Source organism: Enterobacter sp. E1 (genome assembly GCF_016809815.1).
GTDB lineage: Bacteria > Pseudomonadota > Gammaproteobacteria > Enterobacterales > Enterobacteriaceae > Enterobacter > Enterobacter adelaidei.
Genome location: NZ_JAFBJM010000005.1, coordinates 202,046 through 222,248, shown reverse-complemented (window position 1 = coordinate 222,248; position 20,203 = coordinate 202,046). Strand labels below are relative to the sequence as shown.

At 53.4% G+C, this 20,203-nt stretch carries 20 protein-coding genes; 8 read left to right on the top strand and 12 right to left on the bottom strand.

The window, feature by feature from the left end:
- Positions 1-10 precede the first annotated feature (10 nt).
- On the top strand, positions 11-961 hold the full coding sequence (locus JGF26_RS15270; protein WP_134708296.1) for a family 43 glycosylhydrolase: 951 nt from the start codon (positions 11-13) through the stop codon (positions 959-961).
- Positions 962-979: 18 nt separating this feature from the next.
- On the opposite strand, the gene ampE is transcribed toward JGF26_RS15270, so the two are convergent.
- The gene (gene ampE / locus JGF26_RS15265) at positions 980-1,834 is read right to left on the bottom strand and encodes a beta-lactamase regulator AmpE (RefSeq protein WP_028016700.1); all 855 of its coding nucleotides are present in this window, start codon (positions 1,832-1,834) and stop codon (positions 980-982) included.
- Between the two features lie 9 nt (positions 1,835-1,843).
- Positions 1,844-2,395 (bottom strand): 1,6-anhydro-N-acetylmuramyl-L-alanine amidase AmpD, encoded by a 552-nt coding sequence (gene ampD / locus JGF26_RS15260; RefSeq protein WP_028016699.1) that lies wholly within the window; start codon positions 2,393-2,395, stop codon positions 1,844-1,846.
- 87 nt (positions 2,396-2,482) lie between these two features.
- On the opposite strand from ampD, the gene nadC reads away from it, so the two are divergent.
- The 4 genes from nadC (at position 2,483) to hofC (ending at position 6,555) form a co-directional block, all read left to right on the top strand.
- Positions 2,483-3,376 carry a carboxylating nicotinate-nucleotide diphosphorylase gene (gene nadC / locus JGF26_RS15255; protein ID WP_028016698.1) on the top strand — a complete coding sequence of 298 codons (894 nt, stop codon included), beginning with the start codon at positions 2,483-2,485 and terminating at the stop codon, positions 3,374-3,376.
- 174 nt (positions 3,377-3,550) lie between these two features.
- The gene (gene ppdD, locus JGF26_RS15250; protein WP_028016697.1) at positions 3,551-3,988 is read left to right on the top strand and encodes a prepilin peptidase-dependent pilin; all 438 of its coding nucleotides are present in this window, start codon (positions 3,551-3,553) and stop codon (positions 3,986-3,988) included.
- A gap of 10 nt (positions 3,989-3,998) precedes the next feature.
- Positions 3,999-5,381: a type II secretion system protein GspE gene (gene gspE, locus JGF26_RS15245; protein ID WP_049005277.1), complete on the top strand. Its 1,383-nt coding sequence runs from the start codon at positions 3,999-4,001 to the stop codon at positions 5,379-5,381.
- Positions 5,371-6,555 (top strand): protein transport protein HofC, encoded by a 1,185-nt coding sequence (gene hofC / locus JGF26_RS15240; RefSeq protein ID WP_134708295.1) that lies wholly within the window; start codon positions 5,371-5,373, stop codon positions 6,553-6,555. The genes gspE and hofC overlap by 11 nt, the downstream gene beginning before the upstream one ends.
- A gap of 33 nt (positions 6,556-6,588) precedes the next feature.
- Here the strand turns inward: hofC and JGF26_RS15235 are convergent, their stop codons facing one another.
- On the bottom strand, positions 6,589-7,632 hold the full coding sequence (locus JGF26_RS15235; RefSeq protein WP_049005275.1) for a GMP reductase: 1,044 nt from the start codon (positions 7,630-7,632) through the stop codon (positions 6,589-6,591).
- Between the two features lie 228 nt (positions 7,633-7,860).
- Between JGF26_RS15235 and coaE the strand changes: the two genes are divergently transcribed.
- From coaE to yacG, 3 genes are read left to right on the top strand one after another with little or no spacing between them, the layout of a single operon-like run.
- Entirely contained in the window at positions 7,861-8,481 is a 621-nt protein-coding gene (gene coaE, locus JGF26_RS15230) for a dephospho-CoA kinase (RefSeq protein ID WP_028016693.1), read from the top strand.
- Positions 8,481-9,224: a cell division protein ZapD gene (zapD, locus tag JGF26_RS15225; protein ID WP_028016692.1), complete on the top strand. Its 744-nt coding sequence runs from the start codon at positions 8,481-8,483 to the stop codon at positions 9,222-9,224. The genes coaE and zapD overlap by 1 nt, the downstream gene beginning before the upstream one ends.
- A 9-nt stretch (positions 9,225-9,233) precedes the next feature.
- Positions 9,234-9,428, top strand: coding sequence for a DNA gyrase inhibitor YacG (gene yacG, locus JGF26_RS15220; RefSeq protein WP_028016691.1), 195 nt, complete (start codon positions 9,234-9,236; stop codon positions 9,426-9,428).
- A gap of 34 nt (positions 9,429-9,462) precedes the next feature.
- On the opposite strand, the gene mutT is transcribed toward yacG, so the two are convergent.
- The 9 genes from mutT to murC all read right to left on the bottom strand — a co-directional run bounded on the left by mutT (position 9,463) and on the right by murC (position 20,179).
- Positions 9,463-9,855 (bottom strand): 8-oxo-dGTP diphosphatase MutT, encoded by a 393-nt coding sequence (gene mutT / locus JGF26_RS15215; protein WP_028016690.1) that lies wholly within the window; start codon positions 9,853-9,855, stop codon positions 9,463-9,465.
- 57 nt (positions 9,856-9,912) lie between these two features.
- Positions 9,913-12,618: a preprotein translocase subunit SecA gene (gene secA, locus JGF26_RS15210; RefSeq protein WP_028016689.1), complete on the bottom strand. Its 2,706-nt coding sequence runs from the start codon at positions 12,616-12,618 to the stop codon at positions 9,913-9,915.
- 58 nt (positions 12,619-12,676) lie between these two features.
- Positions 12,677-13,180 carry a secA translation cis-regulator SecM gene (gene secM, locus JGF26_RS15205; protein ID WP_075204721.1) on the bottom strand — a complete coding sequence of 168 codons (504 nt, stop codon included), beginning with the start codon at positions 13,178-13,180 and terminating at the stop codon, positions 12,677-12,679.
- A gap of 279 nt (positions 13,181-13,459) precedes the next feature.
- Entirely contained in the window at positions 13,460-14,377 is a 918-nt protein-coding gene (gene lpxC, locus JGF26_RS15200) for a UDP-3-O-acyl-N-acetylglucosamine deacetylase (RefSeq protein WP_028016687.1), read from the bottom strand.
- Between the two features lie 101 nt (positions 14,378-14,478).
- On the bottom strand, positions 14,479-15,630 hold the full coding sequence (ftsZ, locus tag JGF26_RS15195; protein ID WP_008501978.1) for a cell division protein FtsZ: 1,152 nt from the start codon (positions 15,628-15,630) through the stop codon (positions 14,479-14,481).
- Between the two features lie 63 nt (positions 15,631-15,693).
- A complete protein-coding gene (ftsA, locus tag JGF26_RS15190; protein ID WP_006173845.1) occupies positions 15,694-16,950 on the bottom strand; it encodes a cell division protein FtsA in 1,257 nt (418 codons plus the stop codon).
- On the bottom strand, positions 16,947-17,789 hold the full coding sequence (ftsQ, locus tag JGF26_RS15185; RefSeq protein WP_008501979.1) for a cell division protein FtsQ: 843 nt from the start codon (positions 17,787-17,789) through the stop codon (positions 16,947-16,949). The genes ftsA and ftsQ overlap by 4 nt, the downstream gene beginning before the upstream one ends.
- A 1-nt stretch (position 17,790) precedes the next feature.
- Positions 17,791-18,711, bottom strand: coding sequence for a D-alanine--D-alanine ligase (locus JGF26_RS15180; RefSeq protein WP_134708294.1), 921 nt, complete (start codon positions 18,709-18,711; stop codon positions 17,791-17,793).
- A complete protein-coding gene (gene murC, locus JGF26_RS15175; protein WP_028016685.1) occupies positions 18,704-20,179 on the bottom strand; it encodes a UDP-N-acetylmuramate--L-alanine ligase in 1,476 nt (491 codons plus the stop codon). The genes JGF26_RS15180 and murC overlap by 8 nt, the downstream gene beginning before the upstream one ends.
- Between the last annotated feature and the right edge of the window lie 24 nt (positions 20,180-20,203).

The following is a 20,203-nucleotide window of genomic DNA, read 5'->3' as shown; positions in this document are numbered from 1 at the left end:
GGAAAGCCGAATGCAAACCTGGCCAAATCCGTTTATCGAACAACGGGCCGACCCGTACATTTTACGCCATGAGGGGCAGTACTATTTTATCGCCTCCGTGCCGCAGTACGACAGGCTGGAAATCCGCCGCGCAGACTCGCTGGAAGGACTGCGTAGCGCTGACGAAGTGGTGGTGTGGCGGAAACCCGACACCGGCCCTATGAGCGAGCTTATCTGGGCGCCGGAGCTACATCACATTGACGGCAAGTGGTACATCTATTTTGCCGCCACCCATACCCAGGCGCTCGATAAGCTCGGAATGTTCCAGCATCGCATGTTCGCCCTGGAGTGCGCAGACCCGGATCCCCTCACCGGAAAATGGCAAGAAAAGGGGCAGATAAAAAGCCAGTTCGACACCTTTGCGCTGGATGCCACCACGTTTGTGCATCAGGGGAAACGCTGGTATCTGTGGGCGCAAAAAGCCCCGGATATCTCCGGCAACTCCAATCTCTATTTGTGTGAAATGGAGAATCCCTGGACGCTCAAAGGCGAGCCAGTCATGCTCAGCAAACCGGAATATGACTGGGAGTGTCGCGGATTTTGGGTTAACGAAGGCCCGGCAGTACTGGTGCACAATGACAGGCTGTTTATCAGCTACTCCGCCAGCGCAACCGACGAAAACTACTGCATGGGGCTATTGTGGATCGACATGAACGCCGATCCGCAAAACCCGGCAAACTGGCAGAAATCTCCACGCCCGGTATTCACCACCAGCTATGAAAATCGCCAGTATGGGCCCGGGCACAACAGTTTTACGCAGACGCCGGATGGGGAAGATGTGCTGGTGTACCACGCACGGAACTACACTGAAATTGAAGGCGATCCGCTTTACGATCCCAATCGCCATACCCGCCTGAAGCTTGTCCGCTGGAACGAAAACGGGATGCCTGATTTCGGCATCCCGCCTGCGGATACGCTTTAGTGTTTATGGCGCGCTGGCCTACACCAGCGTGCCGTAAATGGTCAGCAGCGCCACGACCACCACCACCACAAATGACGTTTTCTTCGCCATCGACACTGCGGCTTTTGGCGTTTCAATCTTATCGGTATGCGGCTCGCGCGCCAGAGAGAACTGAGCCAGACGCGTTAACACCTGGTACTGCGACGTATGGCGATCGGCAAGAGAAGCGAACCACGCAGGCAACGCTTTTTCACCGTGACCAATCAACGCATACACCACACCCACGAACCGCACCGGGAGCCAGTCAAGCACATGCAAAATGGCATCAATCCCAGACTGCAAGCGCTCATGCGGCGTCAGATAGCGGGCAAGCCAGGTCTGCCAGGCACGAAGAAAAGCATAACCCATCAGCAATACCGGTCCCCACGGGCCCCCCACCACAAACCAGAACAGCGGTGCCAGGTAGTAACGAAAGTTAATCCACAGAAGCGCGTTTTGCAGCTCACGTAAAAACTCACGTTCATCGCAATCCGGTGGCACCCCATGGATCATGGTCAGTTCGCTCGCCATCGCACTACGTGCATGGGCATCATCACGAGATGCCGCTTTAAGATAAGCGTGATAATGCAAACGTACCTTCCCCGCGCCAATGCACAACACACCCAGCAGGATCCACACAACAAGTAGCGGCACGTTGAAAAAGAGTCCGTGCAGCGAGCGCAGCAGCAGAAACGTAATCACCATTACCCCTGCCAGCATCAGCAGCGTGCGCAGCATGGAAAAGTGCTTAATCCGGCGGAAAAGCACCTCCAGCCGGTGATCCAGATGCCAGTGCTCGCCGAGTTTGAACAGGCGTTCGGCGATGATGACCAGCAGCATGGTAAACAACGTCATGTTATCTCCTTATTCTGACGGCGCAGTAAGCATGGCGCGAAACCGGGACCAGTCAAAGGCCGGGCCGGGATCGGTTTTTCTCGCCGGAGCGATATCACTGTGTCCCGTGATATTTTCGGCGATGGCCGGGTAGAGTCCAATAAGCGTTTTGGTGACAGCCACGAGCTGTTGATACTGTGAATCGGTATAGGGCACGGTATCAGTGCCTTCCAGCTCGATTCCTATAGAAAAATCGTTGCATCGTTCGCGCCCCTGGTACATCGACACCCCGGCATGCCAGGCGCGTTTATCAAAGGGAACATACTGAACGACTTCACCATCGCGACGAATCAGACAATGAGCCGACACGCGCAGATGTGCAATCTCAGCAAAGAAAGGATGGGCATCAGGATCTATCGTTCCTGTGAATAATGCATCGATCCACGGACCGCCAAACTCACCCGGCGGGAGACTAATATTATGAACAACCAGCAGTGTGGGCTTTTCATCCTCCGGGCGGCAGTCGTGGTGCGGCGAGGGCACATGCCGCGCATCCACCAGCCATCCGTTTTCTAACAACATGCTGGAACTCCTTATGTATGGTGCTGTTACTCGGTTCAGAGTAGCATGTTTCAATATTATGATTCGTTACCAATTTGGAGTTTTATCATGCCGCCTCGCCGCTACAACCCCGACCACCGACGTGAAGCGCTTCTGGAACGTATTAATATGGATATTCCGGCAAGCGTTGCCCATGCTTTGAAAGAAGATCTGGGCGGTGACATCAATGCCGAAAAGGATATTACTGCCCAATTATTGCCAAAAGAAGCACGTTCGCACGCGGTCATTATCACTCGTGAAGATGGCGTTTTTTGCGGCAAGCGCTGGGTTGAAGAGGTCTTTACCCAACTGGCGGGGGATGATGTGCAGATCACCTGGCATGTTGAAGACGGCGATGCGATTACGGCAAACCAGCCGCTGTTTGAGCTGAATGGTCCTTCACGCGTTTTGCTCACCGGTGAACGAACCGCGCTTAACTTCGTCCAGACCTTATCCGGGGTGGCAAGTGAAGTACGCCGCTACGTTGACCTGCTTGTCGGCACCCGTACGCAGTTACTGGATACCCGCAAAACACTGCCGGGCCTGCGTACAGCGCTGAAATACGCGGTGCTCTGTGGCGGCGGCGCAAACCATCGGCTGGGGTTGTCAGACGCGTTCCTGATTAAAGAGAACCATATTATTGCCTCGGGTTCGGTGCGTCAGGCGGTTGAAAAAGCCTTCTGGCTGCACCCGGATGTCCCTGTCGAAGTGGAAGTCGAAAACCTGGAAGAACTTGTGCAGGCGATAAAAGCCGGAGCCGATATCATCATGCTCGATAACTTCGAAACCGAGCAGATGCGTGAGGCAGTAAAACTGACTAACGGACAGGCTCAGCTTGAGGTATCCGGCAACGTGACGTTCGATACTATCCGTGAATTCGCCGAGACCGGTGTTGATTACATCTCCGTCGGGGCGCTGACCAAACACGTGCGTGCCCTCGACCTCTCGATGCGCTTTAAATAGTGTCTTCTCCCCTCTCCGCCTGGAGAGGGGAATTTCAGCTCCGCTCGCAAATCCGTTGTCCTTCCCTGCAACACCGAATGAATTCTCTGAAGCCCCCTTCCCGTTCCCTTTTTTGTGCCTCGTACCTGCCCTTTTGCGCTGTCAGAGTAGCGCCATTCAACATAAGGAGCAGACATGGACAGACAACAGGGATTTACACTCATTGAGCTAATGGTGGTCATTGGCATTATTGCCATTCTGAGCGCCATCGGCGTACCCGCATACCAGAATTACCTGCGAAAAGCCGCGCTGACCGATATGCTGCAAACCTTCGTTCCCTACCGCACCGCCATTGAGCTTTGCGCACTGGATCATGGTGGGTTGGAACGTTGTGACGCGGGCAGTAACGGTATCCCTTCCCCTACCACAACGCGTTACGTCTCAGGAATGAGCGTGGCGAAAGGGATTGTGATCTTAACGGGACAGGAGAGTCTCAACGGGCTGGAGGTGGTCATGACGCCACAGTGGAACGACGGCAACGGCATGACGGGCTGGATGCGTGACTGCAACATCAGTGCTGACAGTACGCTTAAACAAGCTTGTGAAGATGTTTTCCGCTTCGACACTAACTGAGGAGCAGAGAATGAATACGGATCAACTCGTGGCACTCTGTCTGCGCCATCACGCTCTGCTGCTAACCAGCGATAGTGACATGATTAGCATCGCCGTCGTGGGAAACCCTGGCAGTGAGTTAATGGAAGCCCTGCGTTTCGCGACCCAAAAACGGATTGATATCGAATGCTGGAGCACTGAGCGTATGGAAAAACACCGGCAGTTAACGTCACAATCACATCTGCCTGTCGTTTCTCCTTCACATTCAGCAGTAGATATCCTCAACCACACGCTGCAACAGGCGATAAACCAACGCGCATCAGACATTCATATTGAACCGATGGAGCACGCATGTCAGATCCGCTTACGTATTGACGGCGTACTGTGCCCGCAACCTCCGCTTTCTGCAGCACTGGCAACCCAGTTCAGCGCGCGTTTAAAAGTGTTAAGTAACCTGGATATTGCCGAGCGCCGTTTACCGCAGGACGGTCAGTTTACGATTGAGCTGGCAAATGAGCCGATCTCATTTCGAATCGCCACGCTTCCCTGCAGCGGTGGCGAGAAAATTGTGCTGCGCCTGTTGCATCAGGTTCAGCAGGCTCTTGAGCCGAAAGCACTTGGTATGAGTACTGAACAACTGACCTGCTTTAACGACGCTCTTCATCAGCCACAGGGGCTGATTCTGGTCACGGGTCCCACAGGCAGCGGCAAAACGGTGACGCTTTACAGTGCGTTGCAAGCGCGCAACACGCCGGATGTTAACATCTGTAGCGTGGAGGATCCCATTGAGATCCCCCTTGCGGGATTAAACCAGACGCAGATTAATCCCCGCGCGGGCTTAACATTTCAGAGCGTGCTGAGAGCGCTGCTACGTCAGGATCCTGACATCATTATGGTCGGCGAAATTCGTGATGGTGAAACGGCTGAGATTGCCATTAATGCCGCCCAGACCGGGCATCTGGTGTTATCGACGCTGCACACTAACTCAACAACAGAAGCCCTGACTCGCCTGGAGCAAATGGGCGTGGCGCGCTGGATGATATCTTCCGCACTCTCGATGGTGATTGCTCAGCGCCTGGTTCGTCGTCTGTGCCCACATTGTCGCCGGGAAGCCAGCGAGCACGCTGAATTACCTCGCTCAGTCTGGTGCAGACCGCTTCCACGCTGGCAACCCACAGGTTGCGATCGTTGCTATCACGGTTTCTATGGCCGCGTGGCCATTTTTGAAGTTCTTGCGATCGATAGTTTCCTGCGGCAGGCCATTGCCAGCGGCGCAGGAACCGAAGTGATAGAAGCAAGTGCCCGACAGGCAGGAATGCTTTCCCTGTTCGAACACGGCTGTATCGCGGTTGAACAGGGGCTGACCACGCTCGAAGAGTTGCTGCGCGTTCTGGGAATGCCCGATGGTTGCTAATCAACTCTGGCGCTGGCGAGCGCTTTCCATTGAAGGAGAGCCCCGGAGTGGAACACTCTGGGCGACAGACCGTAATGCGGCTTTCACCAGACTGATGCGTAACGAGTTGCATCCGCTGGCAGTGACCCGATGCTCACAGAAATACCGCTGGCGGCCACATCACTGCTACGAGATGTTTCGCCAGCTCGCGACTCTTCTGCAGGCTGGGCTGACATTGTCCCATAGTCTGCAAATGCTGGCGGACCAGCATCCATTAAAGCCCTGGCAGGCACTCCTGCAAAGCATTGCCGATGAACTTGGTGAAGGATGCTCTTTTTCTGAGGCACTAAAGCGATGGCCAGCGGTCTTCAGCCCATTGCATGTCTCGATGGTGAAAACCGGTGAACTAACAGGAAAACTGGAGGAGTGCTGCCGCCGGCTAGCACAGCAACAAAAGTCTCAGCAGTTGCTCAGTGCAAAAGTGAAAAAGGCACTGCGCTATCCGGTGATAATCCTGATGCTGGCTGTAATCGTCGTTCTGGCAATGGTCACTCTGGTCTTACCCGAATTTGCTGCTATCTACAGAACGTTTAATACCCCGCTCCCGAAACTGACACAGATTGTCATGGGGATGGCCGCCTTTATGCAGTCATATTCCCTCGCACTGTTCTCGGGACTGCTTGTACCTGTGGCTGCCGCCTGGATTCTGCGAAATGCCCCTCGCTGGCAACGTATCTTGCTGCATACTCCCGTCATGGGCGCACTGGCAAAAGGCCAAAAACTGGGACAGATCTTTACCGTGCTGTCGCTTACACAACAGGCAGGCATCCCCTTTTTACAGGGCCTGGAGAGCGCAGAGGAGACCGTTGAAAATCAGTACTGGCAAGGAGTTCTCCGCAAAGTGCGGGAAGACATTGAAAAAGGTCTCCCCATCTGGTCATCCTTCCAGAAGACGGCAATCTTTACCCCGCTGTGTATTCAGCTTTTACGAACCGGTGAAATGTCAGGTGCGTTGGACGTCATGCTGAAGAACCTTGCCCACCATCACACTGAGCAAACCTTCCAGCAGGCAGATAACCTGGCGGCACTTCTGGAGCCTTTGCTTCTGATTGTGACGGGAGTCATCATCGGCACACTGGTGGTGGCAATGTACCTGCCTATTTTCCATCTGGGGGATGCGATGAGTGCAGGATAATGCTGGCGCACGGGCATGCGCCAGCTGAAGCTATTACAGACTGTTGAACACGCGGTTTTCCTGCTCCTGAACGCGGATAAACGTAGTACGTTTCGTCAGCTCTTTCAGACGGGATGCCCCAACATAGGTGCAGGCTGAGCGTAAGCCGCCAAGGATATCGCGCGCAGTGTTTTCGACCGGGCCACGCAGTGGCAGCTTCACGGTTTTGCCTTCAGCCGCGCGGTATTTTGCTACGCCACCGACGTGACGGGTCATCGCAGATTCAGAGCTCATCCCGTAGAACAGCATAAATTTCTCGCCATTCTCTTCAACAACAGTGCCACCACTCTCTTCGTGACCTGCCAGCATACCGCCGAGCATCACGAAGTCTGCGCCGCCGCCAAAGGCCTTCGCAACATCACCCGGCATGGTGCAACCGCCGTCGCTGATGATTTGGCCGCCCAGACCATGCGCAGCATCAGCGCACTCAATCACGGCGGAAAGCTGCGGATAACCGACACCGGTTTTAACGCGCGTGGTGCATACGGAACCCGGGCCAATGCCTACTTTCACAATGTCGGCACCGGAAAGGATCAGCTCTTCACACATTTCGCCGGTCACCACGTTACCCGCGATGATGGTTTTGGTCGGCCAGGCTTCGCGAGCCTTGCTGACAAACTGCACGAAGTGCTCGGAATAACCGTTCGCCACATCAATACAGACGAAGTTTAGTGCTGGATTCGCATTCAGGATCTGCTTGGTCTTCTCAAAATCCGCATCGGATGTACCGGTAGAAACCATGACATGCTTAACCACATCGTCAGAAGCTGACGCAACAAATGCATTCCACTCTTCAGGAGAGTAGTGCTTATGCACAGCGGTGAGGACATCAAATTTTGCCAGCGCCGTTGCCATTTCAAATGTGCCCACAGTGTCCATGTTGGCAGCAATGATTGGCACACCAGACCAGGTCTGACCGGAATGTTTAAAGGTGAATTGACGTTCAAGTTCAACGTCTGAGCGACTTTTCAGTGTAGAGCGTTTAGGGCGGATAAGAACGTCTTTGAAACCTAACTTCAGATCTTCTTCAATACGCATGTGCGGATTCCTGGGGTTAGAGGCAAATATGTTAAAAGCACAACTCCAGTGACGTTATCATACGCACTAATACCTGCTCCGCAAGACTGCGAAATTCTCTTTTTTTACGCTACAATCCTATAAATTTACCTGGTAAAAAGCCGGTAAACGGGGCTAAACAGTTGCTGGGGCACCTAAGAGTTTTAATCAACTGATTTTAATAATGAATAATTCCCAGGATTTGATTTAATGGGGTATATCGTTGCATTAACCGGCGGCATCGGTAGTGGCAAAAGTACCGTTGCGGACGCTTTCTCTCGTCTGGGTATCACGATTATTGATGCCGATATCATTGCCCGCCAGGTGGTAGAGCCTAATACACCCGCGCTAAAGGCCATCGCAGAACATTTTGGTCAGGCAATCATCAATGCCGATGGCACTCTGAATCGCCGTCAGCTTCGCGAATGCATTTTTTCTGATTCTGCGGAAAAAGTCTGGCTTAATGCCTTGCTCCACCCCATTATCCACCAGGAAACCCAGCGTCAGATTGCCGCAGCCAGCTCACCCTATGTATTGTGGGTAGTTCCTTTACTGGTGGAAAATCAGTTGCAGAAAAAAGCCGACCGGGTGCTGGTGATTGATGTCTCTCCCGAAACGCAAATCCAGCGCACCATGATGCGCGACCGCGTCTCGCGTGAACATGCTGAACAAATTCTTGCCGCTCAGGCCACGCGCGATCAGCGCCTTGCCGTGGCGGATGATGTTATTGATAATAACGGCGCACCAGATGCCATTGCATCGGATGTTGCCCGTCTGCACGCGCAGTATCTGACGTTTGCCGCGCAGACCGTTGCACAGGAAAAACCATAATGTCGACTCACATCCTTTTTGAGCATCCGCTCAACGAAAAAATGCGTACCTGGTTACGCATCGAATTTCTCATTCAACAGCTTTCACAACATCTACCTGTCAACGATCATGCCACGGCGTTACACTTCTTCCGTAACGTGGGCGATCTACTGGATGTGATTGAACGCGGAGATGTCCGCACAGAATTGCTCAAAGAGCTGGAGCGCCAGCAACGTAAATTGCAGGCCTGGACTGAGGTCCCCGGTGTCGATCAAAGCCGTATCGACGATCTCCGCCAGCAGTTGAAAGCCAGCAGCACCCTTCTGATGGCCGCGCCACGTGTTGGACAATTTTTGCGTGAAGACCGCCTGATTGGCCTGGTACGCCAGCGTCTGAGTATCCCTGGCGGTTGCTGTAGTTTCGATCTCCCGACGCTTCATATGTGGCTGCATATGCCGCAAGCTCAACGTGACGCGCAGGTGAATAGCTGGCTGGCGAGTCTGGAGCCGATGCATCAGACGCTGTCGCTTATCCTCGATCTGATCCGTAACTCAGCCCCATTCCGTAAGCAAACCAGCCTGAACGGTTTCTACCAGGATAACGGTGATGACGCCGATCTTCTGCGCCTGAACTTATCGCTTGGCGAACAGCTTTACCCACAAATTTCCGGACATAAAAGTCGTTTCGCCATTCGCTTTATGCCACTCGACAGTGAAAATGGCACCGTGCCAGAACGTCTCGATTTTGAACTGGCCTGTTGTTGAGGAGTACCGATGTCTGACGTAACCACCGTAAACTGCCCGACCTGTGGCAAAACCGTTGTCTGGGGCGAAATGAGCCCATTCCGCCCATTCTGCTGTAAACGCTGTCAGTTGATTGATCTGGGAGAATGGGCAGCGGAGGAGAAACGCATTCCGAGTGAAGGCGATCTCACGGATAGCGATGACTGGAGCGAGAACCAGCAGTAACGTATAAAGCCTGCTGGCGCTTCGCTTAGCAGGCCTACCTGTTTGCCACTAATCGGCGGATCACAGGCTCATTAGCCGGTGGGAATTTTTCGGCATCACTTACCTGAAGTTCAACCCAATTACCCGGTTGTCCCTCTTTCCCCCAGGGTTCACCTTCCCAGCTTTCTACCAGCCAGAACCACAGCGTGATGTGCCTGTCCGGAAACTGGTATTCGAGCTTATCAAACAGCGTTGCGCCAAGTGGAGTAATCCCCACCTCTTCCTGCAGTTCGCGAACCAGCGCCTCTTCCGGCGTTTCACCTGATTCGATTTTCCCCCCCGGAAACTCCCATTTGTTCGCCATATGGGCGTCAGCCGCGCGCTGGGTAATGAAGATTTGGTTTTGCGGGTTGCGAATAATCCCGACGGCAATTTGCAGTATTTTCATAGTGTCACTTCCATAAAAAAGGCGCAGATGTCTGCGCCTTTTTGCTTTTTCATGAACTTAGTTCAGACGGCCGTGGCACGCCTTGTATTTTTTACCGGAACCACATGGGCACGGATCGTTACGGCCCACTTTACGATCGCCTGTCTGCGCTGCGATCGCCGCTGCGGCTTCACTGTCATCAGTCTGGTGGCTCAGCTGTTGCATCTGTGCCAGACGCTCAGCTTCTTCGCGACGCTGCTGCTCCATCGCTTCCACTTCTTCCGGCATACGCACCTGAACCTTGCTCAGGGTGCTGATCACTTCATATTTCAGTGACTCCAGCATCGACGCAAACATCGAGAAGGATTCACGCTTATATTCCTGCTTCGGATCTTTCTGCGCATAGCCACGCAGGTGGATACCCTGACGCAGGTAGTCCATCGCCGCCAGGTGCTCTTTCCACAGTGAGTCCAGGGTCTGCAGCATCACACCTTTTTCGAAGTGACGCATCATCTCAGCACCAACGACTTCTTCCTTACGCTTGTAGACATCCAGCGCAGTTTCGTAGATACGTTCGCGCAGCGTCTCTTCATGCAGCTCAGGCTCTTTGTCCAGCCACTCTTTGATTGGCAGATCGAGGTCAAAGTCGTTTTTCAGACGTTCCTGGAGACCTTCGATATCCCACATCTCTTCCAGAGACTGCGGTGGAATATGCGCGTCGATAGTCGCTTTGAATACGTCTTCGCGAATGCTGTTAATGGTTTCGCTCACGTCAGACACGTCCAGCAGTTCGTTACGCTGGGTGTAGATCGCACGACGCTGATCGTTAGCCACATCATCATATTCCAGCAGTTGCTTACGAATATCGAAGTTGCGGCTTTCTACTTTACGCTGCGCGTTTGCAATCGCTTTGGTCACCCACGGGTGCTCAATGGCTTCGCCTGGTTTCATGCCCAGCTTACGCATCATGCCGGATACACGGTCTGAGGCGAAAATACGCATCAGCGCATCTTCCATAGACAGGTAGAAGCGGGAAGAACCGGCGTCACCCTGACGACCCGCACGACCACGCAGCTGGTTATCAATACGACGAGATTCGTGACGCTCGGTACCGATAATGTGCAAACCACCGGATGCCAGAACCGCGTCATGACGAACCTGCCAGTCGGCTTTGATCTGCGCAATCTGTTCTGGCGTTGGGTTTTCCAGTTCAGCCACTTCAGCCTGCCAGCTACCGCCCAGCATAATATCGGTACCACGGCCCGCCATGTTGGTGGCAATGGTCACGGCAGCCGGATAACCTGCCTGCGCAACGATATCTGCTTCTTTGGCGTGGAATTTAGCGTTCAGAACGTTGTGTTTGATACCCGCTTTAGTCAGCTCGTGAGAAACCACTTCGGATTTCTCGATGGAGATGGTCCCTACCAGAACCGGCTGACCATTCGCAGTACGATCGCGAATATCTTCGATGATCGCCTGAATTTTTTCCGCTTCGGTCATGTACACCAGGTCCGGCATATCCTTACGGATCATTGGACGGTTGGTTGGCACCACCACGGTATCCAGCTTATAGATCGAGCTGAATTCAAACGCTTCGGTATCGGCAGTACCGGTCATGCCCGCCAGCTTCTCGTACAGACGGAAGTAGTTCTGGAAGGTGATAGACGCCAGCGTCTGGTTTTCATTCTGAATATCCACACCTTCTTTGGCTTCCACAGCCTGGTGCAGGCCATCAGACCAGCGACGCCCCTGCATGGTACGGCCGGTGTGTTCATCGACGATGATCACTTCGCCGTCTTTTACGATGTAGTCGACGTCGCGGGTAAACAGGGCATGGGCACGCAGGGCTGCGGTCACGTGGTGCATCAGCATGATGTTGCTCGGAGAGTACAGAGACTCTCCCTCTTCCATGATGCCTTCAGCGACCAGCAGTTCTTCAATTTTCACCAGACCACGCTCGGTCAGGTTCACCTGGCGCGCTTTTTCATCAACGGAGAAGTGGCCTTCACCCTGGAAGGTATCGGAGTCTTCTTTCTCCTGACGCAGCAGGTGTGGAATGATTTTGTCGACTTTACGGTACATCTCAGAGCTGTCTTCAGCCGGGCCGGAGATAATCAGCGGAGTACGCGCTTCATCGATCAGGATGGAGTCCACCTCATCCACCAGCGCATAATGCAGCTTACGCTGTACACGCTCTTCCGGGCTGAACGCCATGTTGTCACGCAGGTAGTCGAAACCGTATTCGTTGTTCGTACCGTAGGTAATATCCGCGTTATAAGCTTCACGCTTGGCTGGCGCAGGCAGACCAGACATGTTGATGCCGACAGTCATACCGAGGAATTCGAACAGTGGACGGTTGTTTTCGGCGTCACGCTGTGCCAGATAGTCGTTGACGGTGACGACGTGAACGCCTTTACCGGTCAGCGCGTTCAGGTATGCCGGCAGCGTTGCGGTCAGGGTTTTACCTTCACCGGTACGCATTTCCGCGATGCAGCGTTCGTTGAGCACCATACCACCCAGCAGCTGAACATCGAAGTGGCGCATGCCGAACACACGCTTGCTCGCTTCACGGACCACGGCGAAAGCTTCCGGGATCAGGCTTTCTAAGGTTTCACCTTTTTCCAGACGCGCACGGAATTCCGCCGTTTTGGCTTTCAGCTCGTCATCAGAGAGCTTCTCCATCGCCGGTTCCATGCCATTGATGACTGCGACGGCTTTGCGCATACGGCGCAGGGTACGATCGTTACGACTACCGAAAACTTTGGTTAATAATTTGATTAGCATAATAAATTCTCAAACGCCCCATCGTGGGCAGATAAATTAAGGTATTGAAAAAGTTAATTTAACTGAGGCGTTGAGGCCCGGCGCGAATACCGTGAACCTGGCTAATCCATGTTGAAACGGAGAATGAGGCAGGAGGAACGAACGCGAATCGCGCCGTCTGACGCACCATGACCGGTGGCTGGCTATCCTGAGTGAGCAGCGCATTGAGCGTATCGAGCAGGGCAAGATGCTGAGCCTGCTCCGGCCGCGCCGTTTCAGCAACAGGCATTGCCTGCGGTGCCATCGCAAATGACAAATGGCGGATAACCGTGCGAATGGCGTGCTGGTGCCAGTAATCTACTGAGAAATTCGGGCGGCGACTGGCTTCAAGCCACGCGAGGTTCGTAAAGTTAACCCGCGTATTGAGATCGTGTTTGGTTGTGGAGGTTTTCGGCGGCGTCGCTGCTTCAGCACTGTTACTGAGCGCAGGCAAGCCGAGACTCGCCGCGACCATCCCTAATAAGAGATGCGGCCAGAAGTAACGTCTGCCAAATTGTCGCCAGCGCGTCAGTATTCCGCTCACTTGCTCCACCACATAAGTCAGCCTTTACAAGCTGAAGTCAGTTATTCTTTTAAGCGCCCAGATATTACCACTAAAGCCAATACACAGCAGCAGGAATGACATACTACTGCGGGGAAAAACGGTCAAGAATGCAGCTAACGCACAGATTTTCAACGTATGGCAACGGATTGAGGAACTGAGGGCAAAAATGAAGATAGGTATAAATAAAAACGACTGGTTCCCCTGGTCGGAGAGAGTACCAGGTTAACCAGTCGATTTTTTACGAAACGGCTTGTACCGTTACGCCAGGACCGTGCTTGGTGCTTTAAACGCCAGAGGCAGCTCTGCTTCGTCTTCGAAGGTCACATATTCCCAGGCTTCCTGTTTTGCCAGGACGGCCTGCAACAGTTTGTTGTTCAGTGCATGACCGGATTTGAACGCGGTAAATGCACCAATGATGTTGTGACCACACATGAACAGGTCGCCAATAGCGTCCAGCATTTTGTGACGAACGAATTCATCTTCGAAACGCAGGCCGTCTTCGTTCAGTACGCGATAATCGTCAACAACGATGGCACAATCGAAGCTGCCGCCCAGGCACAGGCCGCGGGACTGCAGATATTCGATATCACGCATGAAGCCAAATGTACGGGCACGGCTGATCTGGCGCATGAATGCATCAGCAGAGAAGTTCATCGCATAGCGTTGGGTGCTGGAATCAATCGCCGGATGGTTAAAGTCGATGGTAAAGTCCAACGAGAAACCATTGTACGGTTTGAATTCAGCCCACTTGTCGCCATCTTCGACACGAACGGTCTCTTTGATGCGAACAAATTTCTTCGCGCAGTTCAGTTCTTCGATGCCAGCATCCAGCAACAGATAAACGAACGGAGCAGCACTACCATCCATAATCGGGATTTCTGGCGCATCAACTTCAACAATAATGTTGTCGATACCCAGACCCGCCAGGGCGGCGTTCAGGTGCTCTACGGTAGAAATCCGCACGTCATGCTCATTCACCAGACAAGTACAGAGCATAGTATCACGCACAGATTTGGCATCGGCCGGAAAATCTACCGGTGGATTCAAGTCGGTGCGACGATAGATGACCCCGGTATTGGCCGGCGCAGGGCGTAACGTCAGTGTGACTTTTTTGCCGGTATGTAAACCGACGCCAGTCGCCTGAACGATACGTTTAAGTGTCCTTTGTTTGATCATCGTATAATCTCGCCAAATTAACTATCCAACCGAGAGTGTATATCACTAACGGTGGGCCAGTTTAGCACAAAGAGCGCAAATCCCCAAATTCCAGCCAATTCTTAGTCAGCTTGCTTACGCAGGAATGCCGGGATATCCAGATAATCTGGTTCTTTCGCAGTTTGCGGTGTTGGGTCATTAACCACTTTCGCGGCCGGCTTCTGCTCCTGAGTCAAAGGAGACATACCGTGCTGCTGGTAACGGTCCATTACCGGTTGCTGAGTCTGTTTGTTAGTCACCAGCGTGATTTCAGGACGCTTGTCCATACCGATACCGGTGGCAACCACAGTCACGCGGAGTTCGTCGTTCATTTCTGGATCAAGGGAAGTACCGATTACCACGGTCGCATTGTCAGAGGCGAACGCACGAATGGTGTTACCCACGGTTTCGAACTCATCCAGACGCAGGTCAAAGCCAGCGGTAATGTTGACCAGCACGCCGCGCGCACCAGACAGGTCGATATCTTCCAGCAGTGGAGAAGAGATAGCCATTTCAGCCGCTTCTTCTGCACGGTCTTCACCGCTCGCCACGCCAGAGCCCATCATCGCGTAGCCCATTTCGGACATCACGGTGCGAACGTCTGCAAAGTCAACGTTCATCAGGCCAGGACGGGTGATCAGTTCGGCGATACCCTGAACCGCGCCTTTCAGCACGTCGTTTGCTGCGCCAAAGGCGTCCAGCAGGGAGATACCGCGACCCAGAACTTTCAACAGCTTGTCGTTCGGGATGGTGATCAGAGAGTCCACATGTTTGGACAGCTCGGTGATACCCTGCTCCGCAAAGGCCATGCGCTTCTTGCCTTCAAAGTTGAAAGGCTTAGTCACAACAGCAACGGTCAGGATACCTAAATCTTTCGCAACTTCAGCCACAACAGGTGCAGCACCAGTACCGGTACCGCCGCCCATGCCTGCTGCGATGAAGACCATGTCCGCACCTTCCAGTGCAGCACGCAGGGCTTCACGATCTTCTTCAGCCGCATTGCGACCGACTTCCGGGTTAGCCCCAGCGCCCAGCCCTTTGGTGATACCACCGCCGATCTGGATAGTCTGGCCAACAGCCGTTTTACGCAGTGCCTGCGCATCGGTGTTAACCGCAAAGAATTCAACGCCTTCAATGCGCTCGCGCACCATATGCTCTACGGCGTTACCGCCGCCGCCACCGACGCCGATGACTTTAATCACCGCGTCGTTGGTCAGTTCCATAGGTTCAAACATAATTTCTCTCTCCGTTGTGCCTGTCGCCCGAGACCGCTAATTCTCTCCGGTCTCTTAAAAAAATTAAAACTCTTTTCGCAACCAGTTGTTCAGTCGTTTGACCCACGACCCCACTGAGACGCGTTTTTCCACTTCTGCTTCGCCACTGAGATGAGATTCTTTCCCATAGTGAAGCAGGCCCACAGCCGTTGAATAATAAGGCTCCTGAGCATAATCCGTTAAACCGGTGATATTCAGTGGCGCACCAATACGCACCTGCGTATGGAACACGCGCTGAGCACAGGCTGCAAGACCTTCAATTTGCGCTGCACCGCCGGTTAATACAATCCCCGCCGCGAGATGATGCTTAACACCCTGCTGACGAAGCTGTTCCTGTAACTGTAAAATCTCTTCGTTGACGAGATTGAGCAGCTCGGTATAGCGCGGCTCGATCACCTCTGCCAGCGTCTGGCGTTGCAGACTGCGCGGTGGACGACCACCTACGCTTGGCACTTCAACGCTCTCATCTTTCCCAACGATAGACCCCAGCGCACAACCATGGCGCACTTTAATCGCTTCTGCATCGCTCGGTGGCGTACCAAAAGCGTAAGCAATATCGCTGGTCACAACATTCCCTGCGTAAGGGATCACTTTGGTGTGGCGCAGAGCACCGCCGGTATATACGGCCATGTCCATTGTACCACCACCAATATCGACCACACAGACGCCCAGTTCACGTTCATCTTCGGTCAGCACGGAATAACTTGCCGCCAGACCGGCGAAAATAAGTTGGTCAACTTTCAGGCCACAACGTTCAACAGCTTTTACAATGTTCTTCGCCATATCGTTGTGACATGTGATCAGGTGCACTTTTGCCTGCATACGCACGCCAGAAAGACCTACCGGGTTCTTGATACCCTCCTGGTAGTCGATGGCATATTCCTGCGGGATCACATGCAGTACGCGATGCTCATCGCGGACACGCACGGATTTCGCCGTATGCACAACGTTTTCAACGTCTTCCTGTGTTACTTCTTCTTCAGAAATCGGTACCATACCGATTTCGTTCTGGCAGCTAATATGCTTACCAGAAAGGGCCAGATAGACAGAAGAAATCTGGCAATCTGCCATCAATTCAGCCTGATCGATAGCGCGCTGTACGCATTTCACCACCGATTCAAGATCGTTTACCCCACCTTTATCCATACCACGGGACGGGCAACTGCCCACGCCAATGATATTGACCATACCGTCGGGCAGAACTTCCCCTACTAAAGCGGCAACCTTCGCGGTGCCAATCTCCAGTCCAACTACCAGTTTTCTGTCCGTCGCCTTGATCATTGTTGTTCTGCCTGTACCTGTGCCTGATTCTGTTGCTGATTAGGTTCCTCGACCGGAGCCGGTACCCAACCGACTGCTGCGCCTGAGTCATAGCGCAAATCAACGTAGCTTATCCGTTTGCCGTCAGTCTGTGCCTGCTGCTGTAAAACCGGGTAAAGTTCTACAAAACGCGCCAGACGCTTCATTGTGTCGCCGCGACCCAGGTTAAGCTTTATGCCGTTCGTTAACGTCAACTGCCAGGAGCGGCGTGCCGTCATGGCAGCATCTTTTAACGTGAACCTGTCTTTCGCCAGCACCTGTCCCATTTCGCGAAAACCCTGTAACACTTCATTTTCGCTACCTTCAGGGCCATACAACATTGGTAGATTTTGCTTGTTGACACGATCGGTCGGGACGCTGAAGGAATTTCCGTCTACGTCAACCATGTGCTGATCATTCCAACGCGCAATGGGCACATATTCAACCAGATGAATCTTCAATTCATCAGGCCATTGCTTTCTTACACTCGCCTGTTTTATCCACGGCAGACGTTCAATCTGGCTCTGGATAATATTGACGTCCTGAGTCATAAAGGTGCCAGGCGATCCCAGCGCCAGAATTGACTGGCGAATATCATCGTTTCGCGTGTAGTGACGTTCACCGGTGACCACCAGCTTAGAAAGCGGTAACCGTTGTGCGTCTTCCATCCAGCCCAGGACCATCCAGCCGCTGATAAACACGGTGCACAGCACCCCGAGCAGGAAAATAATCCCTGCAAGACGCGTTCCATTACTCCGGCGTGAAGAAGTGTATTCTTCTTCGTCATCGCGGTTGCGTGTGTTCAATGCAGCCTGAGACATATCAGCCCGCCTGGTCCAGAATACGTACGACTAACTGCGAGAAACTCATTCCCGCCTGACGCGCAGCCATCGGCACAAGGCTGTGGCTGGTCATGCCTGGCGAAGTATTGGCTTCCAGCAGGTAAAATTGGCCATCACTGTCGAGCATGACATCAATGCGTCCCCAGCCGCGGCATCCTAGAACATTCCAGGCTTTAAGCACCAGGGACTGTAAATCTGCTTCACGTTCTGCTTCAAGACCACTTGGGCAGAAATATTGCGTCTCATCAGAGAGATACTTCGCCTCATAATCATAGAAGACTCCAGCGGGTTGGATACGAATTGACGGTAAAATTTCTTCGCCAAGCATCGCAACGGTAAATTCCGGTCCGCTGAGCCATTTCTCAATCAGAACTTCTTCATCATGTTGAAATGCCAGTTCTAAAGCGGCTGATAAATCTTCAGCTTTATCAACTTTGGACATCCCAACACTTGAACCTTCCCGACTCGGCTTAACAATAACCGGTAAGCCCAGTTCAGCAATGCGTGTATTAACGCTATCCGACAGGCCCAATTCAAATTCGCGACGAGTCAGTGCAACCCATGGCGCGACAGGCAAGCCTGCCCCCTGCCACAGCAATTTGCTGCGCAGTTTATCCATAGAGATCGCGGAAGCCATCACGCCGCTGCCGGTGTACGGCATGCCGATTAAATCCAGCAACCCTTGCAGGGTACCGTCTTCGCCACCACGACCGTGCAGCGCGATAAAGACCTTATCGAAACCCATCGCTTTCAGTTGCGTCACATCCGTCTCTTTCGGATCGACCGGATGGGCATTGACGCCACCTTCACGCAGACCCGCCAGCACCGCCGCACCGGAATTCAGGGAAACCTCGCGCTCTGCGGAGGTACCACCAGACAGGACAGCAATCTTATCAGCCATGATGCTCATCCTCCTGGGTTTGCGGCTTCAGTTTGATTTCGGCTAAGGTACGGGCGATTTTGCCGATATTTCCGGCACCCTGAATCAGAATTAAATCGTTACCTGTCAGTACTGGTGCCAGAATTTCTGCCACCTGCGCCGGGTCAGAAACCAGAATAGGGTCAACTTTCCCGCGGCCACGAATGGTGCGACATAATGAACGGCTGTCTGCACCTGGAATCGCGGTTTCGCCTGCAGAATAAACATCCAGCATTAACAGGGTATCGACCTGTGAAAGCACGCTGGCGAAGTCGTCATACAGATCGCGGGTACGCGTGAAGCGGTGCGGCTGGAAGATCATGACCAGATTCTTGTCAGGCCAGCCAGCGCGCGCGGCTTTGATGGTCGCGTCCACTTCGGTCGGATGGTGGCCGTAATCGTCCACCAGCATCGCGGTACCGGCTTTACCATTCACGGCGTCCAGCGGGAATTCACCGAGGAAGTCGAAACGACGGCCAGTCCCCTGGAAGCTCTCCAGCGCCCGCAGAATCGCCTCGTCATCAATACCTTCTTCCGTTGCAACAGCAACGGCCGCTGCCGCATTCAGGGCGTTATGACGGCCTGGCGCATTCAGCGTCACGTGCAGCAGTTCTTTGTCCTGACGCGCGAGGGTGAAATGCCCCTGGGCACCAATCTGTTTGTACTCTTCCACACGGACATCAGCATCTTCACTGAAGCCATAGGTGGTGATTTGACGCCCGACACGCGGCAGCAGCTCACGGATCACGGGATCGTCCACGCACATCACCGCGCGTCCATAGAACGGCAGGTTATGCAGGAAGTTGATGAAAGTCTGTTTTAAGTTCTCGAAGTCACCCTGGTAGGTATCCATATGGTCAGCTTCGATGTTAGTGACAATCGCCACCATCGGCTGCAGGTGCAGGAACGACGCGTCGCTCTCATCTGCTTCCGCAATCAAATAACGACTGTGTCCCAGACGCGCATGTACGCCTGCGGCTTTGACCAGACCACCATTGACGAACGTCGGGTCGAGACCCGCTTCCGCATAAATACTGGAGACCATCGCCGTGGTCGTGGTTTTACCGTGGGTACCGGCAATGGCGATACCGTGGCGGAAACGCATCAGTTCCGCCAGCATTTCTGCACGGCGGATCACCGGAATTCGCGCTTCATGGGCGGCAACAATTTCCGGGTTGTCAGAGGAGATGGCGCTCGATACCACCACCACGCTCGCATCGCGCACGTTTTCCGGGCGATGGTTGAAATAGATAGTCGCCCCAAGCGACGCCAGTTGCTGCGTAACAGGGTTTGGCGCGAGGTCAGACCCGCTGATCTGATAACCTTCGTTAGCTAACACTTCGGCAATACCGCCCATGCCAGCACCACCGATGCCAACAAAGTGAATGTGCCGGACGCGACGCATCTCGGGCACGATTGAACGCAGTTTTGCCAGTTGTTGTGTATTCATTCTCTAAACGCCATCGACTACTTA

Coding starts and splice junctions, on each gene's coding strand:
- gspE (WP_049005277.1), top strand. CDS start 3,999: ATGAATACGGATCAACTCGTGGCACTCTGTCTGCGCCATCACGCTCTG.
- murC (WP_028016685.1), bottom strand. CDS start 20,179: ATGAATACACAACAACTGGCAAAACTGCGTTCAATCGTGCCCGAGATG.
- zapD (WP_028016692.1), top strand. CDS start 8,481: ATGTCGACTCACATCCTTTTTGAGCATCCGCTCAACGAAAAAATGCGT.
- ampD (WP_028016699.1), bottom strand. CDS start 2,395: ATGTTGTTAGAAAACGGATGGCTGGTGGATGCGCGGCATGTGCCCTCG.
- secA (WP_028016689.1), bottom strand. CDS start 12,618: ATGCTAATCAAATTATTAACCAAAGTTTTCGGTAGTCGTAACGATCGT.
- JGF26_RS15235 (WP_049005275.1), bottom strand. CDS start 7,632: ATGCGTATTGAAGAAGATCTGAAGTTAGGTTTCAAAGACGTTCTTATC.
- ftsQ (WP_008501979.1), bottom strand. CDS start 17,789: ATGTCTCAGGCTGCATTGAACACACGCAACCGCGATGACGAAGAAGAA.
- mutT (WP_028016690.1), bottom strand. CDS start 9,855: ATGAAAATACTGCAAATTGCCGTCGGGATTATTCGCAACCCGCAAAAC.
- ppdD (WP_028016697.1), top strand. CDS start 3,551: ATGGACAGACAACAGGGATTTACACTCATTGAGCTAATGGTGGTCATT.
- ampE (WP_028016700.1), bottom strand. CDS start 1,834: ATGACGTTGTTTACCATGCTGCTGGTCATCATCGCCGAACGCCTGTTC.
- coaE (WP_028016693.1), top strand. CDS start 7,861: ATGGGGTATATCGTTGCATTAACCGGCGGCATCGGTAGTGGCAAAAGT.
- lpxC (WP_028016687.1), bottom strand. CDS start 14,377: ATGATCAAACAAAGGACACTTAAACGTATCGTTCAGGCGACTGGCGTC.
- ftsA (WP_006173845.1), bottom strand. CDS start 16,950: ATGATCAAGGCGACGGACAGAAAACTGGTAGTTGGACTGGAGATTGGC.
- nadC (WP_028016698.1), top strand. CDS start 2,483: ATGCCGCCTCGCCGCTACAACCCCGACCACCGACGTGAAGCGCTTCTG.
- hofC (WP_134708295.1), top strand. CDS start 5,371: ATGGTTGCTAATCAACTCTGGCGCTGGCGAGCGCTTTCCATTGAAGGA.
- JGF26_RS15270 (WP_134708296.1), top strand. CDS start 11: ATGCAAACCTGGCCAAATCCGTTTATCGAACAACGGGCCGACCCGTAC.
- ftsZ (WP_008501978.1), bottom strand. CDS start 15,630: ATGTTTGAACCTATGGAACTGACCAACGACGCGGTGATTAAAGTCATC.
- yacG (WP_028016691.1), top strand. CDS start 9,234: ATGTCTGACGTAACCACCGTAAACTGCCCGACCTGTGGCAAAACCGTT.
- JGF26_RS15180 (WP_134708294.1), bottom strand. CDS start 18,711: ATGGCTGATAAGATTGCTGTCCTGTCTGGTGGTACCTCCGCAGAGCGC.